17 protein-coding genes are annotated in these 15,414 nt (G+C 63.3%); 10 read left to right on the top strand and 7 right to left on the bottom strand.

The window, feature by feature from the left end; translation table 11 throughout:
* Positions 1–155 precede the first annotated feature (155 nt).
* The gene (locus tag BLU35_RS17435; protein WP_093233898.1) at positions 156–1,958 is read left to right on the top strand and encodes an ABC transporter transmembrane domain-containing protein; all 1,803 of its coding nucleotides are present in this window, start codon (positions 156–158) and stop codon (positions 1,956–1,958) included.
* Between the two features lie 132 nt (positions 1,959–2,090).
* Positions 2,091–3,083 carry a Bug family tripartite tricarboxylate transporter substrate binding protein gene (locus BLU35_RS17430; RefSeq protein ID WP_093233897.1) on the top strand — a complete coding sequence of 331 codons (993 nt, stop codon included), beginning with the start codon at positions 2,091–2,093 and terminating at the stop codon, positions 3,081–3,083.
* A gap of 130 nt (positions 3,084–3,213) precedes the next feature.
* Here BLU35_RS17430 and BLU35_RS17425 read toward each other — a convergent pair whose 3' ends face one another.
* The 6 genes from BLU35_RS17425 to BLU35_RS17400 all read right to left on the bottom strand — a co-directional run bounded on the left by BLU35_RS17425 (position 3,214) and on the right by BLU35_RS17400 (position 10,295).
* Positions 3,214–4,860, bottom strand: coding sequence for an FAD-binding dehydrogenase (locus BLU35_RS17425; RefSeq protein WP_093233896.1), 1,647 nt, complete (start codon positions 4,858–4,860; stop codon positions 3,214–3,216).
* Positions 4,861–4,982: 122 nt separating this feature from the next.
* On the bottom strand, positions 4,983–6,014 hold the full coding sequence (locus tag BLU35_RS17420) for a peptidoglycan -binding protein (protein WP_058321021.1): 1,032 nt from the start codon (positions 6,012–6,014) through the stop codon (positions 4,983–4,985).
* A 3-nt stretch (positions 6,015–6,017) separates the two neighbouring features.
* Positions 6,018–7,118, bottom strand: a complete 1,101-nt coding sequence (locus BLU35_RS17415; RefSeq protein WP_057254657.1) for a hypothetical protein — start codon at positions 7,116–7,118, stop codon at positions 6,018–6,020.
* A 253-nt stretch (positions 7,119–7,371) separates the two neighbouring features.
* Entirely contained in the window at positions 7,372–8,172 is an 801-nt protein-coding gene (locus BLU35_RS17410; RefSeq protein ID WP_057254656.1) for an inositol monophosphatase family protein, read from the bottom strand.
* Positions 8,173–8,489: 317 nt separating this feature from the next.
* The gene (locus tag BLU35_RS17405) at positions 8,490–9,569 is read right to left on the bottom strand and encodes a tetratricopeptide repeat protein (protein WP_245296007.1); all 1,080 of its coding nucleotides are present in this window, start codon (positions 9,567–9,569) and stop codon (positions 8,490–8,492) included.
* 78 nt (positions 9,570–9,647) lie between these two features.
* Positions 9,648–10,295: a thiamine phosphate synthase gene (locus BLU35_RS17400; protein WP_057254654.1), complete on the bottom strand. Its 648-nt coding sequence runs from the start codon at positions 10,293–10,295 to the stop codon at positions 9,648–9,650.
* A 107-nt stretch (positions 10,296–10,402) separates the two neighbouring features.
* Here BLU35_RS17400 and BLU35_RS17395 point away from each other — a divergent pair, with 107 nt between their 5' ends.
* Both BLU35_RS17395 and BLU35_RS17390 read left to right on the top strand, forming a co-directional pair.
* Positions 10,403–11,182 (top strand): sulfite exporter TauE/SafE family protein, encoded by a 780-nt coding sequence (locus tag BLU35_RS17395; protein ID WP_057254653.1) that lies wholly within the window; start codon positions 10,403–10,405, stop codon positions 11,180–11,182.
* Positions 11,183–11,283: 101 nt separating this feature from the next.
* Complete coding sequence (locus BLU35_RS17390) at positions 11,284–11,544, top strand: ArsR/SmtB family transcription factor (RefSeq protein WP_057254652.1); 261 nt, start codon at positions 11,284–11,286, stop codon at positions 11,542–11,544.
* A 162-nt stretch (positions 11,545–11,706) separates the two neighbouring features.
* On the opposite strand, the gene BLU35_RS17385 is transcribed toward BLU35_RS17390, so the two are convergent.
* Complete coding sequence (locus tag BLU35_RS17385) at positions 11,707–11,880, bottom strand: YdcH family protein (protein WP_082616141.1); 174 nt, start codon at positions 11,878–11,880, stop codon at positions 11,707–11,709.
* Between the two features lie 214 nt (positions 11,881–12,094).
* On the opposite strand from BLU35_RS17385, the gene BLU35_RS17380 reads away from it, so the two are divergent.
* The 6 genes from BLU35_RS17380 to BLU35_RS17355 all read left to right on the top strand — a co-directional run bounded on the left by BLU35_RS17380 (position 12,095) and on the right by BLU35_RS17355 (position 15,394).
* Positions 12,095–12,298: a YdcH family protein gene (locus BLU35_RS17380; protein ID WP_057254651.1), complete on the top strand. Its 204-nt coding sequence runs from the start codon at positions 12,095–12,097 to the stop codon at positions 12,296–12,298.
* Between the two features lie 54 nt (positions 12,299–12,352).
* The gene (purE, locus tag BLU35_RS17375) at positions 12,353–12,817 is read left to right on the top strand and encodes a 5-(carboxyamino)imidazole ribonucleotide mutase (RefSeq protein ID WP_057254831.1); all 465 of its coding nucleotides are present in this window, start codon (positions 12,353–12,355) and stop codon (positions 12,815–12,817) included.
* Positions 12,814–13,869 carry a 5-(carboxyamino)imidazole ribonucleotide synthase gene (locus BLU35_RS17370; protein ID WP_057254650.1) on the top strand — a complete coding sequence of 352 codons (1,056 nt, stop codon included), beginning with the start codon at positions 12,814–12,816 and terminating at the stop codon, positions 13,867–13,869. Before purE ends, BLU35_RS17370 begins: the two co-directional genes overlap by 4 nt.
* Before the next feature lie 172 nt (positions 13,870–14,041).
* Positions 14,042–14,167, top strand: coding sequence for a type B 50S ribosomal protein L36 (ykgO, locus tag BLU35_RS17365; protein ID WP_034806120.1), 126 nt, complete (start codon positions 14,042–14,044; stop codon positions 14,165–14,167).
* A gap of 74 nt (positions 14,168–14,241) precedes the next feature.
* The gene (locus tag BLU35_RS17360) at positions 14,242–14,856 is read left to right on the top strand and encodes a tetratricopeptide repeat protein (RefSeq protein WP_057254649.1); all 615 of its coding nucleotides are present in this window, start codon (positions 14,242–14,244) and stop codon (positions 14,854–14,856) included.
* Between the two features lie 196 nt (positions 14,857–15,052).
* A complete protein-coding gene (locus BLU35_RS17355; protein ID WP_143032947.1) occupies positions 15,053–15,394 on the top strand; it encodes a hypothetical protein in 342 nt (113 codons plus the stop codon).
* Positions 15,395–15,414: the final 20 nt, after the last annotated feature.

The raw sequence follows: 15,414 nt of genomic DNA, 5'->3' as shown, positions 1-15,414 counted from the left end.
GAGACCGAACACGTAAATGAAGCCGCGGACCGGCTGAAGGGCCACGGCTTCCCAATTCGATGCCGTGCCTATACATCAAGGTCTGCGGGATAACAAGTGCCGCGCGGAAGACTCATGGGCAAAGCCTTTCCTCCGTGGTTGGCGAAAGGGGTCAAGTGTCCGAACGAGAAATCCAGGCGCCAGCGCGTAAATCCATCCGCCCGCTGGCCACGCTCCTACCTTATCTCGCCCGCTACCGCCATCTGGTCGTCGGCGCAGGCATTTCGCTGATCCTCGCCGCAGTCACGACGCTGGCGCTGCCGCTCGCCGTCAGGCGCATGGTCGACAACGGCTTCTCCAGTCCCGATTCCGGTTTCATCAACACCTACTTCTCGATGTTGATGATGCTCGCCATCGTGCTCGCTCTGGCAAGTGCGGCGCGCTACTACTTCGTCATCACACTCGGCGAGCGCATCGTCGCCGACCTCAGGCGCAACGTCTTCGATCGTGTCACCCGGCTTTCCGCCTCCTTCTTCGACGTCAACCAGTCCGGCGAGATCGTCTCGCGGCTGACGGCCGATACGACCCAGGTCAAGTCGGCGGTCGGCGCCACCGCCTCGGTGGCGCTGCGCAACCTGATCCTGTGTCTCGGCGCCATCGGCATGATGGTCTATACCAGCCCTAAGCTCTCGAGCCTGGTGCTGATCGCGATCCCGATCATCGTCTTCCCGCTTGTCGGCTTCGGCCGCTCCGTCCGCCGCCGATCGCGCGAGGCTCAGGACACACTCGCCAAGGCGTCCGCCTATGCCGGCGAGGCAATCGCCGCATCCCGCACCGTGCAGGCCTTCAATGGCGAGGCACTCGCCAACAACCATTTCGGATCCGCTGTAGAAGATGCCTATGGCGCTGCGCGCGCCGCGATCAAGGCGCGCTCGGTGCTCACTGCCTTCGCCATCACCATGGTTTTCGGCAGCGTCGTTGCGGTGTTGTGGTTCGGCGCGCATGATGTGCTGTCGGGCAATCTTTCCGCCGGCACCCTCAGCCAGTTCCTGCTCTACTCGGTCTTTGCCGCAGGCAGCCTCGGCTCGCTCTCCGAAGTCTGGGGCGAGCTCTCTCAGGCCGCCGGTGCCGCCGAACGGCTCAACGAACTGCTGACGGAGATCCCAGAGATCCAGGCGCCGGCAAACCCCGTCGCCATGCCCGCACCGGCCGCCGGCGCCATCGCCTTCGACGACGTTTATTTCGCCTATCCGGCGCGACCCGACTACAAGAGCCTGAACGGCCTCAGCTTTGCGATCAAGCCAGGCGAGACTGTCGCCATCGTCGGCCCTTCCGGCGCCGGCAAGAGCACGGTCTTCTCCCTGCTCCTCCGCTTCTACGATCCCGCCAAGGGTGCTGTAACCGTCGACGGGCTCGATGTCCGCACGGTCGATCCGAAGGAACTGCGCGACCGGCTGGCGATCGTGCCGCAGGATGTCACCATCTTCGCCTCCTCGGTTCATGACAACATCGCCTTCGGCGTGCCTGGCGCGACCCGTGAGGCGGTGCGCGCTGCGGCCGTCGCCGCCCAGGCAGACGAGTTCATCAACCGCCTCGACAACGGCTACGACACGCTCGTCGGCGAACGCGGCATCACGCTATCCGGCGGCCAGCGGCAACGCATCGCCATTGCCCGCGCGATCCTGAGGAACGCACCGATCCTGCTCCTCGACGAGGCCACCTCGGCGCTCGATGCCGAAAGCGAGACGCTGGTGCAGAAAGCCCTCGATGGCCTGTTGCGCGAGCGCACGACGATCATCATCGCCCACCGGCTCGCAACGGTTCTGAAGGCGGACCGCATCCTGGTTATGGATCATGGCCGGATCGTCGAGGAGGGAACGCACGTCTCCCTCATCCGCCAGGGTGGCCTCTACGCCAAGCTTGCGCGGCTGCAGTTCGACCACGGCGCCGAGGCCCTGTTCGTCGCCACGAAAAACTGAGGCGTTGCGACGACGACCCTCCCGATTTCACACCTGGCAGTTGCCGGCTGAGAAGCGAGCCCTATTGTTATGGGGCCGGCCTGCCAAAGGCCGTTCTCTGCGGTTCGCAGACATGATCGGGAGGAAATTCGCATGGCATTTTCGCAACTGACCCGGCGCGCAACGCTGATGCTGGGCCTGATGGCGCTATCGGCGCTGCCCTTTAGCACCCCGGCCCTCGCCCAGGGCTTCCCAGACCGACCGATAACACTGGTCGTTCCCTTCGCCGCCGGCGGGTCGACCGACGTGGTCGCCCGCATCGTCGCGCAGAAAATGTCTGAAGACCTCGGCGAGCAGGTGATCGTCCAGAACGTCGCCGGCGCCGGCGGCAATCTCGGCGCGGCCAATGTCGCGCGCGCCGATGCGGACGGCTACACGATCCTGATGGGAACCGTCGCCACCCACGCGCTCAACCCACTGATCCTCAAGACCAAGCCCTATGATCCGGAGAAGGACTTCGCTCCGATCTCGCTGCTGGTCATCGTGCCCAACGTGCTCGTCGTCAATCCGGAGCTTCCAGCCAAGAACGTCGAGGAACTGCTGGCGCTCTTGAAGGCCAAGCCCGACGAATACAGCTATGCCTCCTCCGGCAACGGCACGCCGCTGCACCTCTCCGGCGAGCTTTTCAAGAAAATGGCCGGCGTCAGCATGCAGCATATCCCCTACAAGGGCGCCGGTCCGGCGCTGAACGACGTCATCGGCAACCAGGTGCCGATCATGTTCGACAACCTGCCCTCGTCCTCCGGGCACATCAAGGCAGGCACGCTGAGGGCACTTGCCGTCACCACGGCGGAACGCGCGCCCTCCTTCCCCGATGTTCCGACGGTCGCTGAATCCGGCATCCCAGGCTATGAGACCTATACCTGGAACGCGCTCTTCGCCCCGGCGAACACGCCGCAGCCTGTGGTCGCCCGCCTCAACGAGGCAGCAAACAAGGCCCTGAAGGATCCCGCCGTCATCGAACGCATGAAGGAATTCAGCGCCAAGATCGTCGGCTCGACGCCGGAAGAGCTCAGTGCGCATGTGACGGCAGAACTGGCGAAGTGGACGCCGGTCGTCCGCGACGCCAACGTGCAGATGGATTGATCGTCAGCCGACTTGTCCAGACATTCGAAGCATTTGCCAAGTTTAGCTGCACGCTCGGCCGTCCCCTCTCCCCGCGTGCGGGGAGAGGGCTAGGGTGAGGGGCAGCCCAAAAGCGAGCGGTGGGAAGCGATCACACCCCAGCAGCACCCCGCCCCGCCACGCGGCCGGAAAAGATGCAACCGCCGAGGAAGGTGCCTTCGAGCGCATTGTAGCCATGCATGCCGCCGCCGCCGAAACCGGCGACTTCGCCGGCGGCATAGAGGCCCGGCACCGGCTCACCCGATTGTTCGAGCACCTGGCCCGAGAGGTTGGTCTGCAGGCCGCCCAGCGTCTTGCGGGTCAGGATATGCAGGCGAACGGCAATCAGCGGCCCGGCTTTCGGATCGAGCAGCCGGTGCGGCTTGGCAGTACGCAGCAGCCGATCGCCGCGATAGGCGCGGGCGCCGCGGATCGCGGTGACCTGCGCATCCTTGGAGAACGGGTTGGTGATCTCGCGATCGCGCGCCTCGATCTGTCGGCGTAGATGGTCGAGCGACAGCCGGTTCTCGCCCGTCAGTGCATTCATCGCCGGCACAAGGTCCTCGAGCCGGTCCCGGACGATGAAATCCTCACCCTTGTCCATGAAGGCCTGGACCGGTGCTGGCGGATTCTTGCCGAGCCGCTTCAGGAGCAGAGAGATGCTCTTGCCGGTCAGATCCGGGTTCTGTTCCGAACCGGAAAGCGCAAACTCCTTCTTGATGATCGCCCGCGTCAGGATGAACCAGCTGTAGTCGTGGCCACTGTCGCGGATCGCCTGCAATGTGCCGAGCGTATCGAAGCCCGGCATCGCTGGCGCGGAAAAACGGTTGCCGTCGGCGTCGCACCAGAAGGATGATGGGCCGGGCAGGATGCGGATGCCATGATCCGGCCAGATCGGGTCGAAGTTCCTGAGCCCCTCGGTGTAGTGCCACATGCGGTCTGAGTTGATGACCGAGCCGCGCGCCCGGCTGCTGATCTCCAGCATGCGTCCGTCGACGTGATGCGGCACGCCCGAGACCATGGTTGCCGGCGGTTGGCCAAGGCGCTTGCGCGGCCAATTGCGGCGAACGAGATCATGGTTGCCGCCGATACCGCCCGAGGTGACGACGATCGCACCCGCCGATATCTCGAAATCGCCGGAGACGTCGCGTGAACTGCGCTCGCCCCGCCCGACCGGATCCTCCTTCAGCAAGGCACCGCGGGCGCCCGTCACCGTTCCATCCGTGATGATGAGCTCATCGACCCGATGGCGGAATCGGAAGCGCACCAGACCGCGGCTTTCCGCCTCCCGCGTCAGCCGCACGAACGGATCGAGTACCGCTGGCCCCGTGCCCCAGGTGACATGGAAGCGCGGCACCGAATTGCCGTGGCCATGGGCAAGGCCGCCGCCGCGCTCGGCCCAGCCGACGACCGGAAACCAGCGCATGCCGAGGGAATGCAGCCAGCGGCGCTTTTCGCCTGCGGCAAAGTCGAGATAGGCTTCCGCCCAAAGCCGCGGCCAGTGGTCCTCCGGACGGTCGAACTGCGAAGACCCCAGCCAGTCCTGCCAGGCAAGCTCACGCGTGTCACGAATGCCCATGCGCCGCTGCTCGGGGCTATCGACGAAGAACAGACCGCCCAGCGACCAGAAAGCCTGACCGCCAAGGTTTTGTTCGCCTTCCTGATCGAGAACGATGACCTTGCGGCCAAGGGCGGCCGCTTCCGAGGCGGCAACCAGGCCGGCAAGGCCCGCACCGATGACCAATACATCGCAATCCACGAAATGCCCTCCCCTGCACCCCATACAGCGCCGCCATACGAATGGCTGCAGCAACTGTTACGCGTACGTCAAGGTCAATTCAAGGGTCGGGCGTTGGCCGCGGTATGTTTCGCGGCCGCGGCCTATTTTTCGGTCAGCTTGAGTTCGATGCGGCGGTTCTGGGCCCGGGCCTCCGGGGTCTCGCCCGGCGCAATCGGCTGATACTCACCGAAGCCGGCCGCGACCAGGCGATCGGCAGGCACCCCCTTCGAGATCAGAAATTTGACCACCGAGGTGGCACGCGCCGAGGAAAGTTCCCAGTTGTCCGCATAGCGGCCTGTTCCGGAAAGCTGGACATTATCGGTATGGCCGTCGACGCGCAGCACCCAGTTGATCTCCGCCGGAATCTCCTTGGCGAGATCAAGCAGCGCCGAGGCGAGCTTGCCCATCTCCGCCTGCCCCTCGGGATTGAGTTCGCTGCCGCCGGATGGGAACAGCACTTCCGACTGGAACACGAAGCGGTCGCCGACGATGCGGATGTTTTCGCGGTCGGAGAGGATTTCCCTCAAGCGTCCGAAGAAATCGGAGCGGTAGCGGTTGAGCTCCTGCACGCGCTGGGCAAGCGCCACGTTCAGGCGGCGGCCGAGGTCGGCGATCTTCGTCTGCGACGCCTGGTCCTTCGCCTCCGATGCCTGAAGCGCGACCTCGATGGCGGCGATCTGGTTGCGCAGCGCGGCGATCTGCTGGTTCAGGAGCTCGATCTGGCTCATCGCCCGGGCGCTGATCTCACGCTCGTTCTCAAGCTCCGAGCCGAGGCGCCCGATCTTCTGGTTGGCGACATCGGTACTGCCGGCGCCCTGATCGAGCAGCGCCTGCAGCCGCGAGCGCTCGCCTTCCGACTGGGACAGGGAAGCCTGGAGATTGGCGAGCGAATCCTCGAGATCCTGCTTGCCGCTCTTTTCGAGCGCCAGGAGCTGCGTGAGCTCGTTGATCTGGCTGTTCAGCCGGGTCAGCACTTCGTCCTTGCCGCTGATTTCGCGGCTCAGCAGAAACTGCCCGAGAACGAAGACGGTGAGCAGGAACATGATCGAAAGCAGGAGCGTCGACAGCGCGTCGACGAAGCCCGGCCAATAATCGATCGTGCGCTGCGTGCGGCCTTTGCGGGCGAGCGCCATGGATTACTCTCCTCCGGTCTCGTCCAACTGTCCGAGCTTGGCCGGCAATGACGACCTCTCGCTTGTCACGGCGATCCGCTCGCCTCCGATGCGCGACGACAATTTGTCGAGCGTCCTGCGCATCGCCTTGGCCTCTTCCTGCTGGGCTTCGATCCAGTCCCGGAGCATCTGCTGCTCGCCGCGCATATTTTTCACCAGGCCCTGGATACCCTCGGCAAGGCTTGCCATGGCGGCGGTCGTGCGCTGGCTCGAACCGCCCTCCTGGTTGAGGCGGACCAGCTGATCCGTAAGCTTTTTCAACTCCTCGACCGGCGCACCCGACGGCGCATCGAGCGCAGAAGTCAGCTCGGAGCCGACATCGGTCACGGAAGAAAGCCAGTTTTCAAGCTCGGTATAGAAACGGTTCTGGGCGCGGCCGGCCTGCAGATCGAGGAAGCCGAGGATCAGCGAACCGGAAAGACCGAACAGCGATGTCGAGAACGCCGTACCCATGCCGGTCAGCGGCGCCGACAGGCCGCTCTTCAAGGCCGCCAGAATGTCTTCGGTGGTTCCCGAACCGGCATCCAGCGATTGGATGACCGTGTTGATCGAGCCGATGGTGCCCAAAAGACCCCAGAAGGTGCCGAGCAGACCGAGAAACACGAGAAGGCCGGTCAGATAGCGCGAGATGTCGCGGGATTCATCGAGGCGGGTCGCAATCGAATCCAGAATGGAGCGCAGCGCCGTCGTCGAGATCGCCGTCTGACGGGCACCGATCAGTGCCCGCATCGGCGCCAGCAGCACCGGATCGCGGCCCACCTTGTCGGCACTGCCGGCGGCGCGAAAGGAGTTGAACCAGCGCACTTCGGGACGCAAGCCCAGCACATGGGTGAATACGAGCAGGATGCCGATCAGCAGCACCCCAAGGATCAAGCCGTTGAGGCCGGGGTTGGCCAGAAAGGCGTTGTGTGCCTGCCGAAAGAGGATTGCGCCCACGAAACCGACGATGATCAGGAAGACCACCATGGTCCAGAAATAGTGCATGGGGCTCGAAAGCTTGTGCGGATTATAGCCTTCTTCCATGCCTTCCCGACCGTTCCATCCGGACAGATGCAGTTTCGTCATGGGTGTAAGTATCTCCCGGTTTTTACTTGTCGGAACGGCGCGGCGCCGGCCCGGAGACTACTGCATAATTCCCGAAACCGAAATCGATTCAAGGACGAAATTCAGCCGTTCCCAAAGTGGGGCGACGGCCGCGACGCGCGTAGATAGGCACAGGCATGTGGCACTGTCGTGTTGCCCCATTCCGGATCAAGCGGAAAAACAAAGCCTCCGGCGGGTGAGCGCCGGAGGCCGAGCATAGGAATAGGGTCGCTGATTACTTCGTCGGCACCGGGCGGTGCACGACGTCGTTCAGCGCCTTGACGATATATTCGTTGCCGCAGACGACCGAACCGTCGTCGACCGGCTTGGCGCCGCCGTTGATATCGTGCGCCCAGCCGCCGGCTTCCCGGATGAGAAGCACGCCAGCCGCGATGTCCCAGGCGGCGAGGTCGCGTTCCCAGTAACCGTCGTAGCGGCCGGCGGCCACATAGGCGAGGTCAAGCGAGGCGGCACCCATGCGGCGGATACCGGCCACTTCGCCCATCACGTGGCGCAGTTCGATCAGGTACTTGCCGTGGTTGCCGCGGCCGAGATGCGGCGTGCCGGTGGCGATCACGGCATCGGAAAGATGCTTGCGCGAGGCGACACGCAGGCGACGGTCGTTGAGGAAGGCGCCACCGCCACGCTCGGCGGTGTAGAGTTCATCGGTCGCCGGGTTGAAGATGACGGCGCCGACGATCTCGCCCTGGCGCTCGAGTGCGATCGAAACGGCGAAGTGCGGGATACCGTGCAGGAAATTGGTGGTGCCATCGAGCGGGTCGACAATCCAGCGATGCGCGCCGTCGGTGCCGACGATCTCTTCACCTTCCTCGCCAAGGAAGCCGTAGGTCGGACGGGCCTTGAGGAGTTCCTCGCGGATGAGCTTTTCGGCCTTGCGGTCGGCCTGCGAAACATAGTCGCCCGGTCCCTTGAGCGAGACCTGCAGGTTCTGGACTTCGCCGAAATCGCGGGCCAACGACTTGCCGGCCTTGAAGGCGGCCTGAACCATGACATTGAGAAGTGCTGAACGGGCCATCTGGCGATCCCTTGATAACGAAGGCCGATCGAAAACAATCGATCGGACGTTGAACCTGCTTGACGGAACGCGGCCGCATTGCCGGCCCTACTTGCAAATTCCCTTGATCGGAACCGATCCAAGGAAGCAGGGCAAGCCGCAGATTGAGCTCCGTCGTCAAAAAACCGAGTGAATTCTCACTCCGCTCGCCGTCGCCGCCAACTGTCGCGGCACCACGAGCAAAACCGCGGCCTCAGAACCACAAATGGCCCGCAAGTTCAAGCGAAATAGCATTTCCGCCGAACGACCGCCAAAGATTCGACCGCGAGCGGCGCCGTTCAGCTCCGGCGATATTTGTTGGCGGCACTGAGTGCCTGCTTCTGCTGCTCTTCGTTGAGACCGAGATAGAAGTCTTCGAGCGCGTCGTCTTTCAGACCGGCGCGACGCGAAAGCACATACCATTTCGCCGCCTCGACCGGATTGGGCCGGGTGCCGATGGCGTTGACGTAGAGATGCGAAAGCCGGTTCTGTGCAACCACGTTGCCGCCCTCGGCCGCCCGCCGCATCCAGCCGAAACCCTCTTCGAGATTACGCTCGCCGGCAATGCCCTCGATCATCCAGATCGCGATGTCGAGTTGAGCGGTGTCGTACCCCGCCCGCGCCGCGCGGATCAGCCATTCGCGCGCCCGCGTCCGCTTGCTTTCCTCGATGCCATCGACATTGACCAGGATCTGCGACAGCGCATATTGCGCATCCGCGATGCCCTGTTCGGCCGACTTTTCGTAATAGGGCATCGCCAGTTTCAAACCCTTGGGTCCGGGATTGTCGGCGACGAGCGTCTGGCCGTAGTTGAATTGCGCCGAGCCATTGCCGAGATCGGCCGCCTTCTTCATCAGCTCTTCGGATTTCTTCCGGTCGCGCTTGACGTAACGGCCCTCCATCAGGATCAGCGCGTATTTGAACATCGCGGCCGGATCGCCTTTTTCCGCGGCCTGACCGTACCAGAAGGCAGCCTGCTGGGGATTGCGCACGACGCCCAGTCCCTGCTGCAGGATCTCGGCGATCAGGGTCTGCGCCGCCGGGTCGCCAAGCTGCGCGCGCGGCAGCGCCAGATCCATCGCGGTCAGGTAGTAGCCGCGCTGGAACGCGCCATAGGCATCGTCGACCTTGCCGGTAAAGGGCTTTTCCGCTGGCAGTGCCGGCAATTCGGCACCCATGCGATCGAAAACAGTGACGCCGGACGATGGGACAGAGCCGTCGGCCGGCTTCTTATTGGGTCCGACAGCGGACTTGTCGTCTTTCTGGTCGGTCGGCGTCGCGCCCTCCGGCATCGCCGCCCCGTTGAAGGGCGTGATGCGGCCGCGCTTTTCGACGCCGGCGTCCTCGCCACTCTTCTGCTCCTGCGCATGCGCAGGCATAGCCAGGGCGACGGCCATGGCAACAAGGGAAAAACCTCGACTCAATCTGGAAGGCAGACGGCTCAACATCGAAACGTCTTAATCTTCAAACCGTGGCGCTTTTTCGTCAAGAAGTGCGTTGACCGCAGCAACGACGGAAGGCGCCTGGCCGGGTTCGCCGAAGACGGCAAGACGAAGCGCCACGAACTCAGCACCGGTCTCCGCCACCGCAAGTGCCGATTGCGGGTCCGTGCCGCCCATGACGATGCAGGGAATCTCGATCATCGACGCCCACCATTCGGCCAGCGCCAGGTTCTTCGGATGCGCCTCCGGCTTGATGTCGCCATCCGTCTTGCCGAAGAACACGTAGTCCGGGCGCACTTCGCCGATTTCCAGCGCGTGGTGACGGTCGGCCGCATTGCCCCCGCCGACGATCAGCTTCGGCGTGTGCTTCTCGACCGCCTCACCCAGCACTTCCGCATTGCCGGCAACGTGCAGGCCGTCGGCCTTGGCGCGGCCGGCCACGCGGGAGTCACCCTCGATGAGCGCGGCGGCGCCGGCCTCCTGGATCACCGGCACCAGACGCTCGGCGTGCTTCTGGAACTCGGAGTCATCAAGTGCGTATTGCGGCACGATCACCGAGGCGACGTCGCCGCCCTTCAGGGCATCGGCGAGCACGTTTGCGCGTTCCGCCGCATCGGGCATGTCGGGCGCGATCAGCACCAGGCGGCAACGTTCTGTTGTCATATCAAGACATCCATTTCCGGCTGCATCCGCCAGGATGGCGAAACCAGCGCTCGATTTCATTTGGGAAAACCGATAGACGGAGACTGCAAAAGGATCAACCGCCCCCCATGCTTCCTGATCTCGACTTCTATCTTATCGCCATTCCGGCAGTTCTGCTCGTTGGCCTCAGCAAGGGTGGCATGGGGGAAGCGCTTTCGCTGATGGGCGTTCCGATCCTGTCGATGGCGGTGTCACCCGTCCAGGCGGCCGCCCTCCTCCTCCCGATCCTGATCGCGATGGATCTCGTCTCGCTTTGGATGTGGCGCAAGCACGGCGATCGCACCACCCTCTTCATGCTGTTGCCCGGCGCCATCGCCGGCATCTTCATCGGCTGGGCGACCTCGGCCTACGTCTCGCGGGACCTCCTTCGCCTGATCATCGGCCTGATCACCGTGCTCTTCGTGCTGCGATACGTCTACAATGTCTGGCGCACGCGCCTTGGCATCACCATCGCGCCGAAGAAGCAGCGGGCCGGTCCCGCAGCACTCTGGGGTTCCTTTGCCGGTTATGGCAGCTTCGTCGCCCATGCCGGGGGCCCGCCTTTCCAGATCTACGCGCTGCCGCTGCAGCTCGACCCGCGCGAATACACCGGCACCATCGTGCGCTTCTTCGCGATCCTGAATGCGGTGAAGCTCATCCCCTATTTCGCGCTCGGGCAACTGGATCTGAGCAACCTGAAAATCTCGGCGACGCTATTTCCGCTCGCCATTGTCGCAACCATGTGCGGCGCCTGGATCGTTCGCCGCATGAAGCCGCAGATCTTCTACCCCTTCATGTATACCATGGCCTTCATCGCGGGCTCGAAACTGCTTTGGGACGGTATCAACAGCCTGGTCGCAGGCGGGTGAGCCGCGGACCCAAGTATTACGGAAATATTGCAAAGCAAAATTAGCATTTCGCATCGCACAAATTTCTTGCTGCTTCGCAAAATTTCGCCTAACGTCCGCGCATGACGATCGCGGACCCTTTCGATGCCATTGCGGACCCGAACCGGCGCCACCTGCTGGAGGAACTGCGGCGCGCGCCGAGAACCGTGAACGAACTGGCGGAGGGCCTGCCGATCAGCCGCCCGGCCGTATCGCAGCACCTGAAGGCCTTGCTGGATTGCAATCTGGTCTCGGTTTCGGCGAGCGGCACCCGGCGGATCTATGCGATCAACCGGCCGGGTTTCGACCGTCTCAATCTGTGGCTCGACCAGTTCTGGTCCTGAGCCCGGCGGCGCGAACGCTGCGCCCGAAAGAAACAGACCGGGCGTCAAGCCCGGTCCAAAATTCCGTATATTCCACTGTGGGGGGATTGGTTCTAAACCTTGTTGCGCCTACTCAGAGGGGAGATGGCGCCTCCCGATAGTCCTGGGAAATACCGTTGATAATCAGTGAGTCGAGGAACGAAGCCTTTCGATTTCGTCCTTGATGCGCAGCTTCCTCCGCTTGATGTCGTTGATCAGTTCGTCTTCCACCGACGGCTGATTCAAGGCCGCATGGAGCTCCTGCTCCAGGACGCCATGTTTTTTCTCAAGCGTTGCAAGATGAGCCTCAACAGTCATTTGGCAGTCCCTTCCTTTTGCTTGCATCCGGCATGCGAATGCCGGATGTTCCATGGTTTGTAACCTTACTACTGTGCCATGCCATTTTTCATTTGTCGAAGGCGAAATGATGACGTCGGATAACTTCCCGTTACCGCCCAAGATGTGATAGAGCGACGCATGGAATTCCGGTTCGAGGAGGACTTCGCAACCGGGCTGATGGGGATCGCTTTGCATGCCGGACCAGGACCAGGCCGAACTCAGACTGACCGCCGCGCGGCTGAGGCAGGAACATGAAGACTACGACGCTGCCATCAACGCTATGATCGAGACCGGCTGCGACGCGCTGAGAATCCAGCGCATGAAGAAGAAGAAGCTGGCGATCAAGGACAAGATCAGCAAGATCGAAGACCAGATCATCCCCGACATCATCGCCTGAACGCGGAACAGGACAGACGTGATCGACACCACGACCCCACCCGTCGCCATCATCATGGGAAGCCAGTCGGACTGGGAGACGATGAAGAACGCCGCCGACACGCTCGACGCGCTCGACATTGCCTATGAGGCTCGCATCGTTTCCGCCCATCGCACGCCCGATCGGCTGGTCAATTTCGCCAAGGGCGCTCGCGACGAGGGCTTCAAGGTGATCATCGCCGGCGCCGGCGGCGCTGCCCATCTGCCGGGCATGTGCGCCTCAATGACGCCGCTGCCGGTCTTCGGCGTGCCGGTGCAGTCGAAGGCGCTTTCCGGCCAGGACAGCCTGCTCTCGATCGTGCAGATGCCCGCCGGCATCCCCGTCGGGACGCTGGCGATCGGCCGCGCCGGCGCCGTCAATGCCGCGTTGCTTGCTGCAGCCGTGCTCGCGCTCAGCGACGACGATCTCGCCGACAGGCTCGACGACTGGCGCGAACAGCAGACGATTTCGGTCGCCGAATACCCGGTGGACCAGGCATGACCACCATCGGCATTATCGGCGGCGGCCAGCTCGGCCGCATGCTGGCGATGGCAGCTGCCCGATTGAACTTCCGCACCGTGATCCTCGAGCCGCAGGTCGACTGTCCGGCGGCACAGGTGGCGAATGAGCAGATCATTGCTGCCTATGACGACGAAGCCGCGCTCAGCCAGCTCGCGACCGTGAGCGACATCATCACCTACGAATTCGAGAATGTGCCGGTCGCGGCCGCCGAACGGCTCGCCGCGAAACGACCTGTCTTCCCGCCGCCGAAGGCGCTGGAAGTCGCGCAGGACCGCCTCGTCGAAAAACGCTTCATCAATGACTGCGGCATTGCGACGGCGCGTTTTCACGCCGTCGACAGCCAGGCCGATCTCGAAGCAGCACTCGCCGATTTCGGCGGATCGGGCGTGCTCAAGACCCGTCGCCTTGGCTATGACGGCAAGGGACAGCGCGTGTTCCGCTCCGCAGCCGACAGTCCTGCCGGCGCCTTCGCGGAGCTGGGCGGCGTGCCCCTGATCCTGGAGAGCTTCGTACCCTTCGAACGGGAGATCTCGATCATCGCCGCCCGCTCCACCGATGGCACGGTCGCCTGCTTCGATCCGGCCGAGAACGTGCATCGCAACGGCATCCTCCACACCTCGACGGTACCGGCAGCAGTCGGCGACGGCACGGCGGACGCGGCCCGCAAGGCCGCCAAGGCGATCCTCGATGCACTTGGTTATGTCGGCGTCATCGGCGTCGAATTCTTCGTACTTGCCGACGGCAGCCTGATCGCCAACGAGATGGCGCCGCGCGTGCACAACTCCGGCCATTGGACGGAGGCGGCCTGCGTCGTCTCGCAGTTCGAGCAGCATATTCGTGCCGTCTCGGGATTGCCGCTCGGCAATCCCCGCCGCCATTCCGACTGCGTCATGCAGAACCTGATCGGCGACGACCTCAACGATGTCCCGGCATGGCTTGCCAAGGACGATGTTCTGGTGCACCTCTATGGCAAGACCGAAGCGCGCGCCGGCCGCAAAATGGGCCACGTCACACGGCTCGTCCGCGGCTGAAGACCGCAGAAATGCGGGGCAAGACGCCAAAATGGGGCGTCTTGTGGTTGACACCTTAGGGGGGACACGGTATGTGCCATCCCACCTTAAAGGAGCGCGCTGAACGGCGCGCTTTTGATTGTTAGAAGATACCGGGCGAATTTTCGTTCCCCGAAACCTGCGGATCAGGAAAATGAAGATCAAGAATTCGCTCAAGTCGCTGAAGACCCGTCACCGCGAAAACCGTCTGGTTCGTCGCAAGGGCCGCATCTACATCATCAACAAGTCGAACCCGCGCTTCAAGGCTCGTCAGGGCTGATCTAAGCCGGGTGGCAGACATCGCTTCGGCTATGTCCCAAAATTGATTATGAAGTTGATCCATGGCGGGCTAACATGCTCGCCATGCGAGTTTTTGTACCCCTGATTCTGGCGTGTTCCGCCCTGCTCGCCACCTCCATCGGAGCTGGCAGTTTCTCCTTCGCGGCGGAAGCATCGACCCAAACGGAATCGGCCAGCCTCACCACACCCAAGCAACGACTGGACGGCCTGTTCGCGGACCTCAAGAAGGAACGCGATGCCGACAAGGCGCGTGAACTCGCCAACCAGATCCGTGTGGAATGGCAGGATTCCGGCAGCGCCACCGTCAATCTCCTGATGCAGTGGGCCGACAAGGCCATCACCGACAACAAGCAGGCGGCGGCGCTCGACATCCTCGATCAGGTGATCACGCTTGCGCCCAACTATGTCGAAGGCTGGAACCGTCGCGCGACCCTGCATTACACGATGGGCAACTATCGGAAATCGATGTCGGACATCAACCGCGTGCTGACGATCGAGCCTCGTCATTTCGGCGCGCTTGCCGGCATGGCAGCGATCCTCGGCGCCTCTGGCAAGGACGAGCTCGCCATGCGGGCATGGGAGCAGTTCCTGGACATCTATCCCGCCGATCGCAAGGCGCAGGAGCAGCTGGGCGAGCTCGCCGAGAAGCTCGCCGGCAGCAAGACCTGACTGAACGCGACACACTCGACCCTAGCCTTCAATGCCCCTCTGCACCAATGAAAGCACTCTTCTCGAAGTAGCGACAGCCGCTCGGCGTTTCATTGAGCCGATCTGGCTGGAATGGCACCGGGCTTGGGGTGGCGATCTCCCCGCGATCGCTTCACAATGGACCTGCGGCCGCTCGAGCCTGTTCCTGGCACGTGTCTTGATTGCCCAAGGCCTCGATGCCCATTGGGCCTCTGGAGCGCCGCGGAGTGCGCCTTCCGGGCCTGACATCGGCCCCTACGGCTTCTTCTGCGGGGAACGCTGGCAAAGCCATGCCTGGGTCGAATGCGGCGATTACATCGTCGACATCACCGCCGATCAGTTCGGCGCCCCTCCGGTGCTCGTTGTCGACAGCACGGACACCCGCTACAACAAGGGCGACCGGGATACCCCGCTGCCTGAGTTCGTGCTTGCCCGCCAGCGCGCCGCTGACGCCATCTGGCCACGATGGCAGGCGATGGGCTCCCCTGCCCCTGAAGCCTCGCCAACGCAGACGCCTTGACGGGCCTACGGATGCCGGAA

Source organism: Sinorhizobium sp. NFACC03, assembly GCF_900103435.1.
Classification (GTDB): domain Bacteria; phylum Pseudomonadota; class Alphaproteobacteria; order Rhizobiales; family Rhizobiaceae; genus Ensifer.
Note: the sequence above shows the minus strand (reverse complement) of the source record. Positions and strands in the feature narration are given on the sequence as shown.

Excerpts from the sequence above, each read along its gene's own strand:
- BLU35_RS17430 (WP_093233897.1), top strand. The coding sequence starts at position 2,091 with ATGGCATTTTCGCAACTGACCCGGCGCGCAACGCTGATGCTGGGCCTG.
- BLU35_RS17420 (WP_058321021.1), bottom strand. The coding sequence starts at position 6,014 with ATGGCGCTCGCCCGCAAAGGCCGCACGCAGCGCACGATCGATTATTGG.
- BLU35_RS17415 (WP_057254657.1), bottom strand. The coding sequence starts at position 7,118 with ATGACGAAACTGCATCTGTCCGGATGGAACGGTCGGGAAGGCATGGAA.
- BLU35_RS17410 (WP_057254656.1), bottom strand. The coding sequence starts at position 8,172 with ATGGCCCGTTCAGCACTTCTCAATGTCATGGTTCAGGCCGCCTTCAAG.
- BLU35_RS17405 (WP_245296007.1), bottom strand. The coding sequence starts at position 9,569 with ATGCCTGCGCATGCGCAGGAGCAGAAGAGTGGCGAGGACGCCGGCGTC.
- BLU35_RS17400 (WP_057254654.1), bottom strand. The coding sequence starts at position 10,295 with ATGACAACAGAACGTTGCCGCCTGGTGCTGATCGCGCCCGACATGCCC.
- BLU35_RS17395 (WP_057254653.1), top strand. The coding sequence starts at position 10,403 with ATGCTTCCTGATCTCGACTTCTATCTTATCGCCATTCCGGCAGTTCTG.
- BLU35_RS17390 (WP_057254652.1), top strand. The coding sequence starts at position 11,284 with ATGACGATCGCGGACCCTTTCGATGCCATTGCGGACCCGAACCGGCGC.
- BLU35_RS17385 (WP_082616141.1), bottom strand. The coding sequence starts at position 11,880 with ATGACTGTTGAGGCTCATCTTGCAACGCTTGAGAAAAAACATGGCGTC.
- BLU35_RS17380 (WP_057254651.1), top strand. The coding sequence starts at position 12,095 with ATGCCGGACCAGGACCAGGCCGAACTCAGACTGACCGCCGCGCGGCTG.
- purE (WP_057254831.1), top strand. The coding sequence starts at position 12,353 with ATGGGAAGCCAGTCGGACTGGGAGACGATGAAGAACGCCGCCGACACG.
- BLU35_RS17370 (WP_057254650.1), top strand. The coding sequence starts at position 12,814 with ATGACCACCATCGGCATTATCGGCGGCGGCCAGCTCGGCCGCATGCTG.
- ykgO (WP_034806120.1), top strand. The coding sequence starts at position 14,042 with ATGAAGATCAAGAATTCGCTCAAGTCGCTGAAGACCCGTCACCGCGAA.
- BLU35_RS17360 (WP_057254649.1), top strand. The coding sequence starts at position 14,242 with ATGCTCGCCATGCGAGTTTTTGTACCCCTGATTCTGGCGTGTTCCGCC.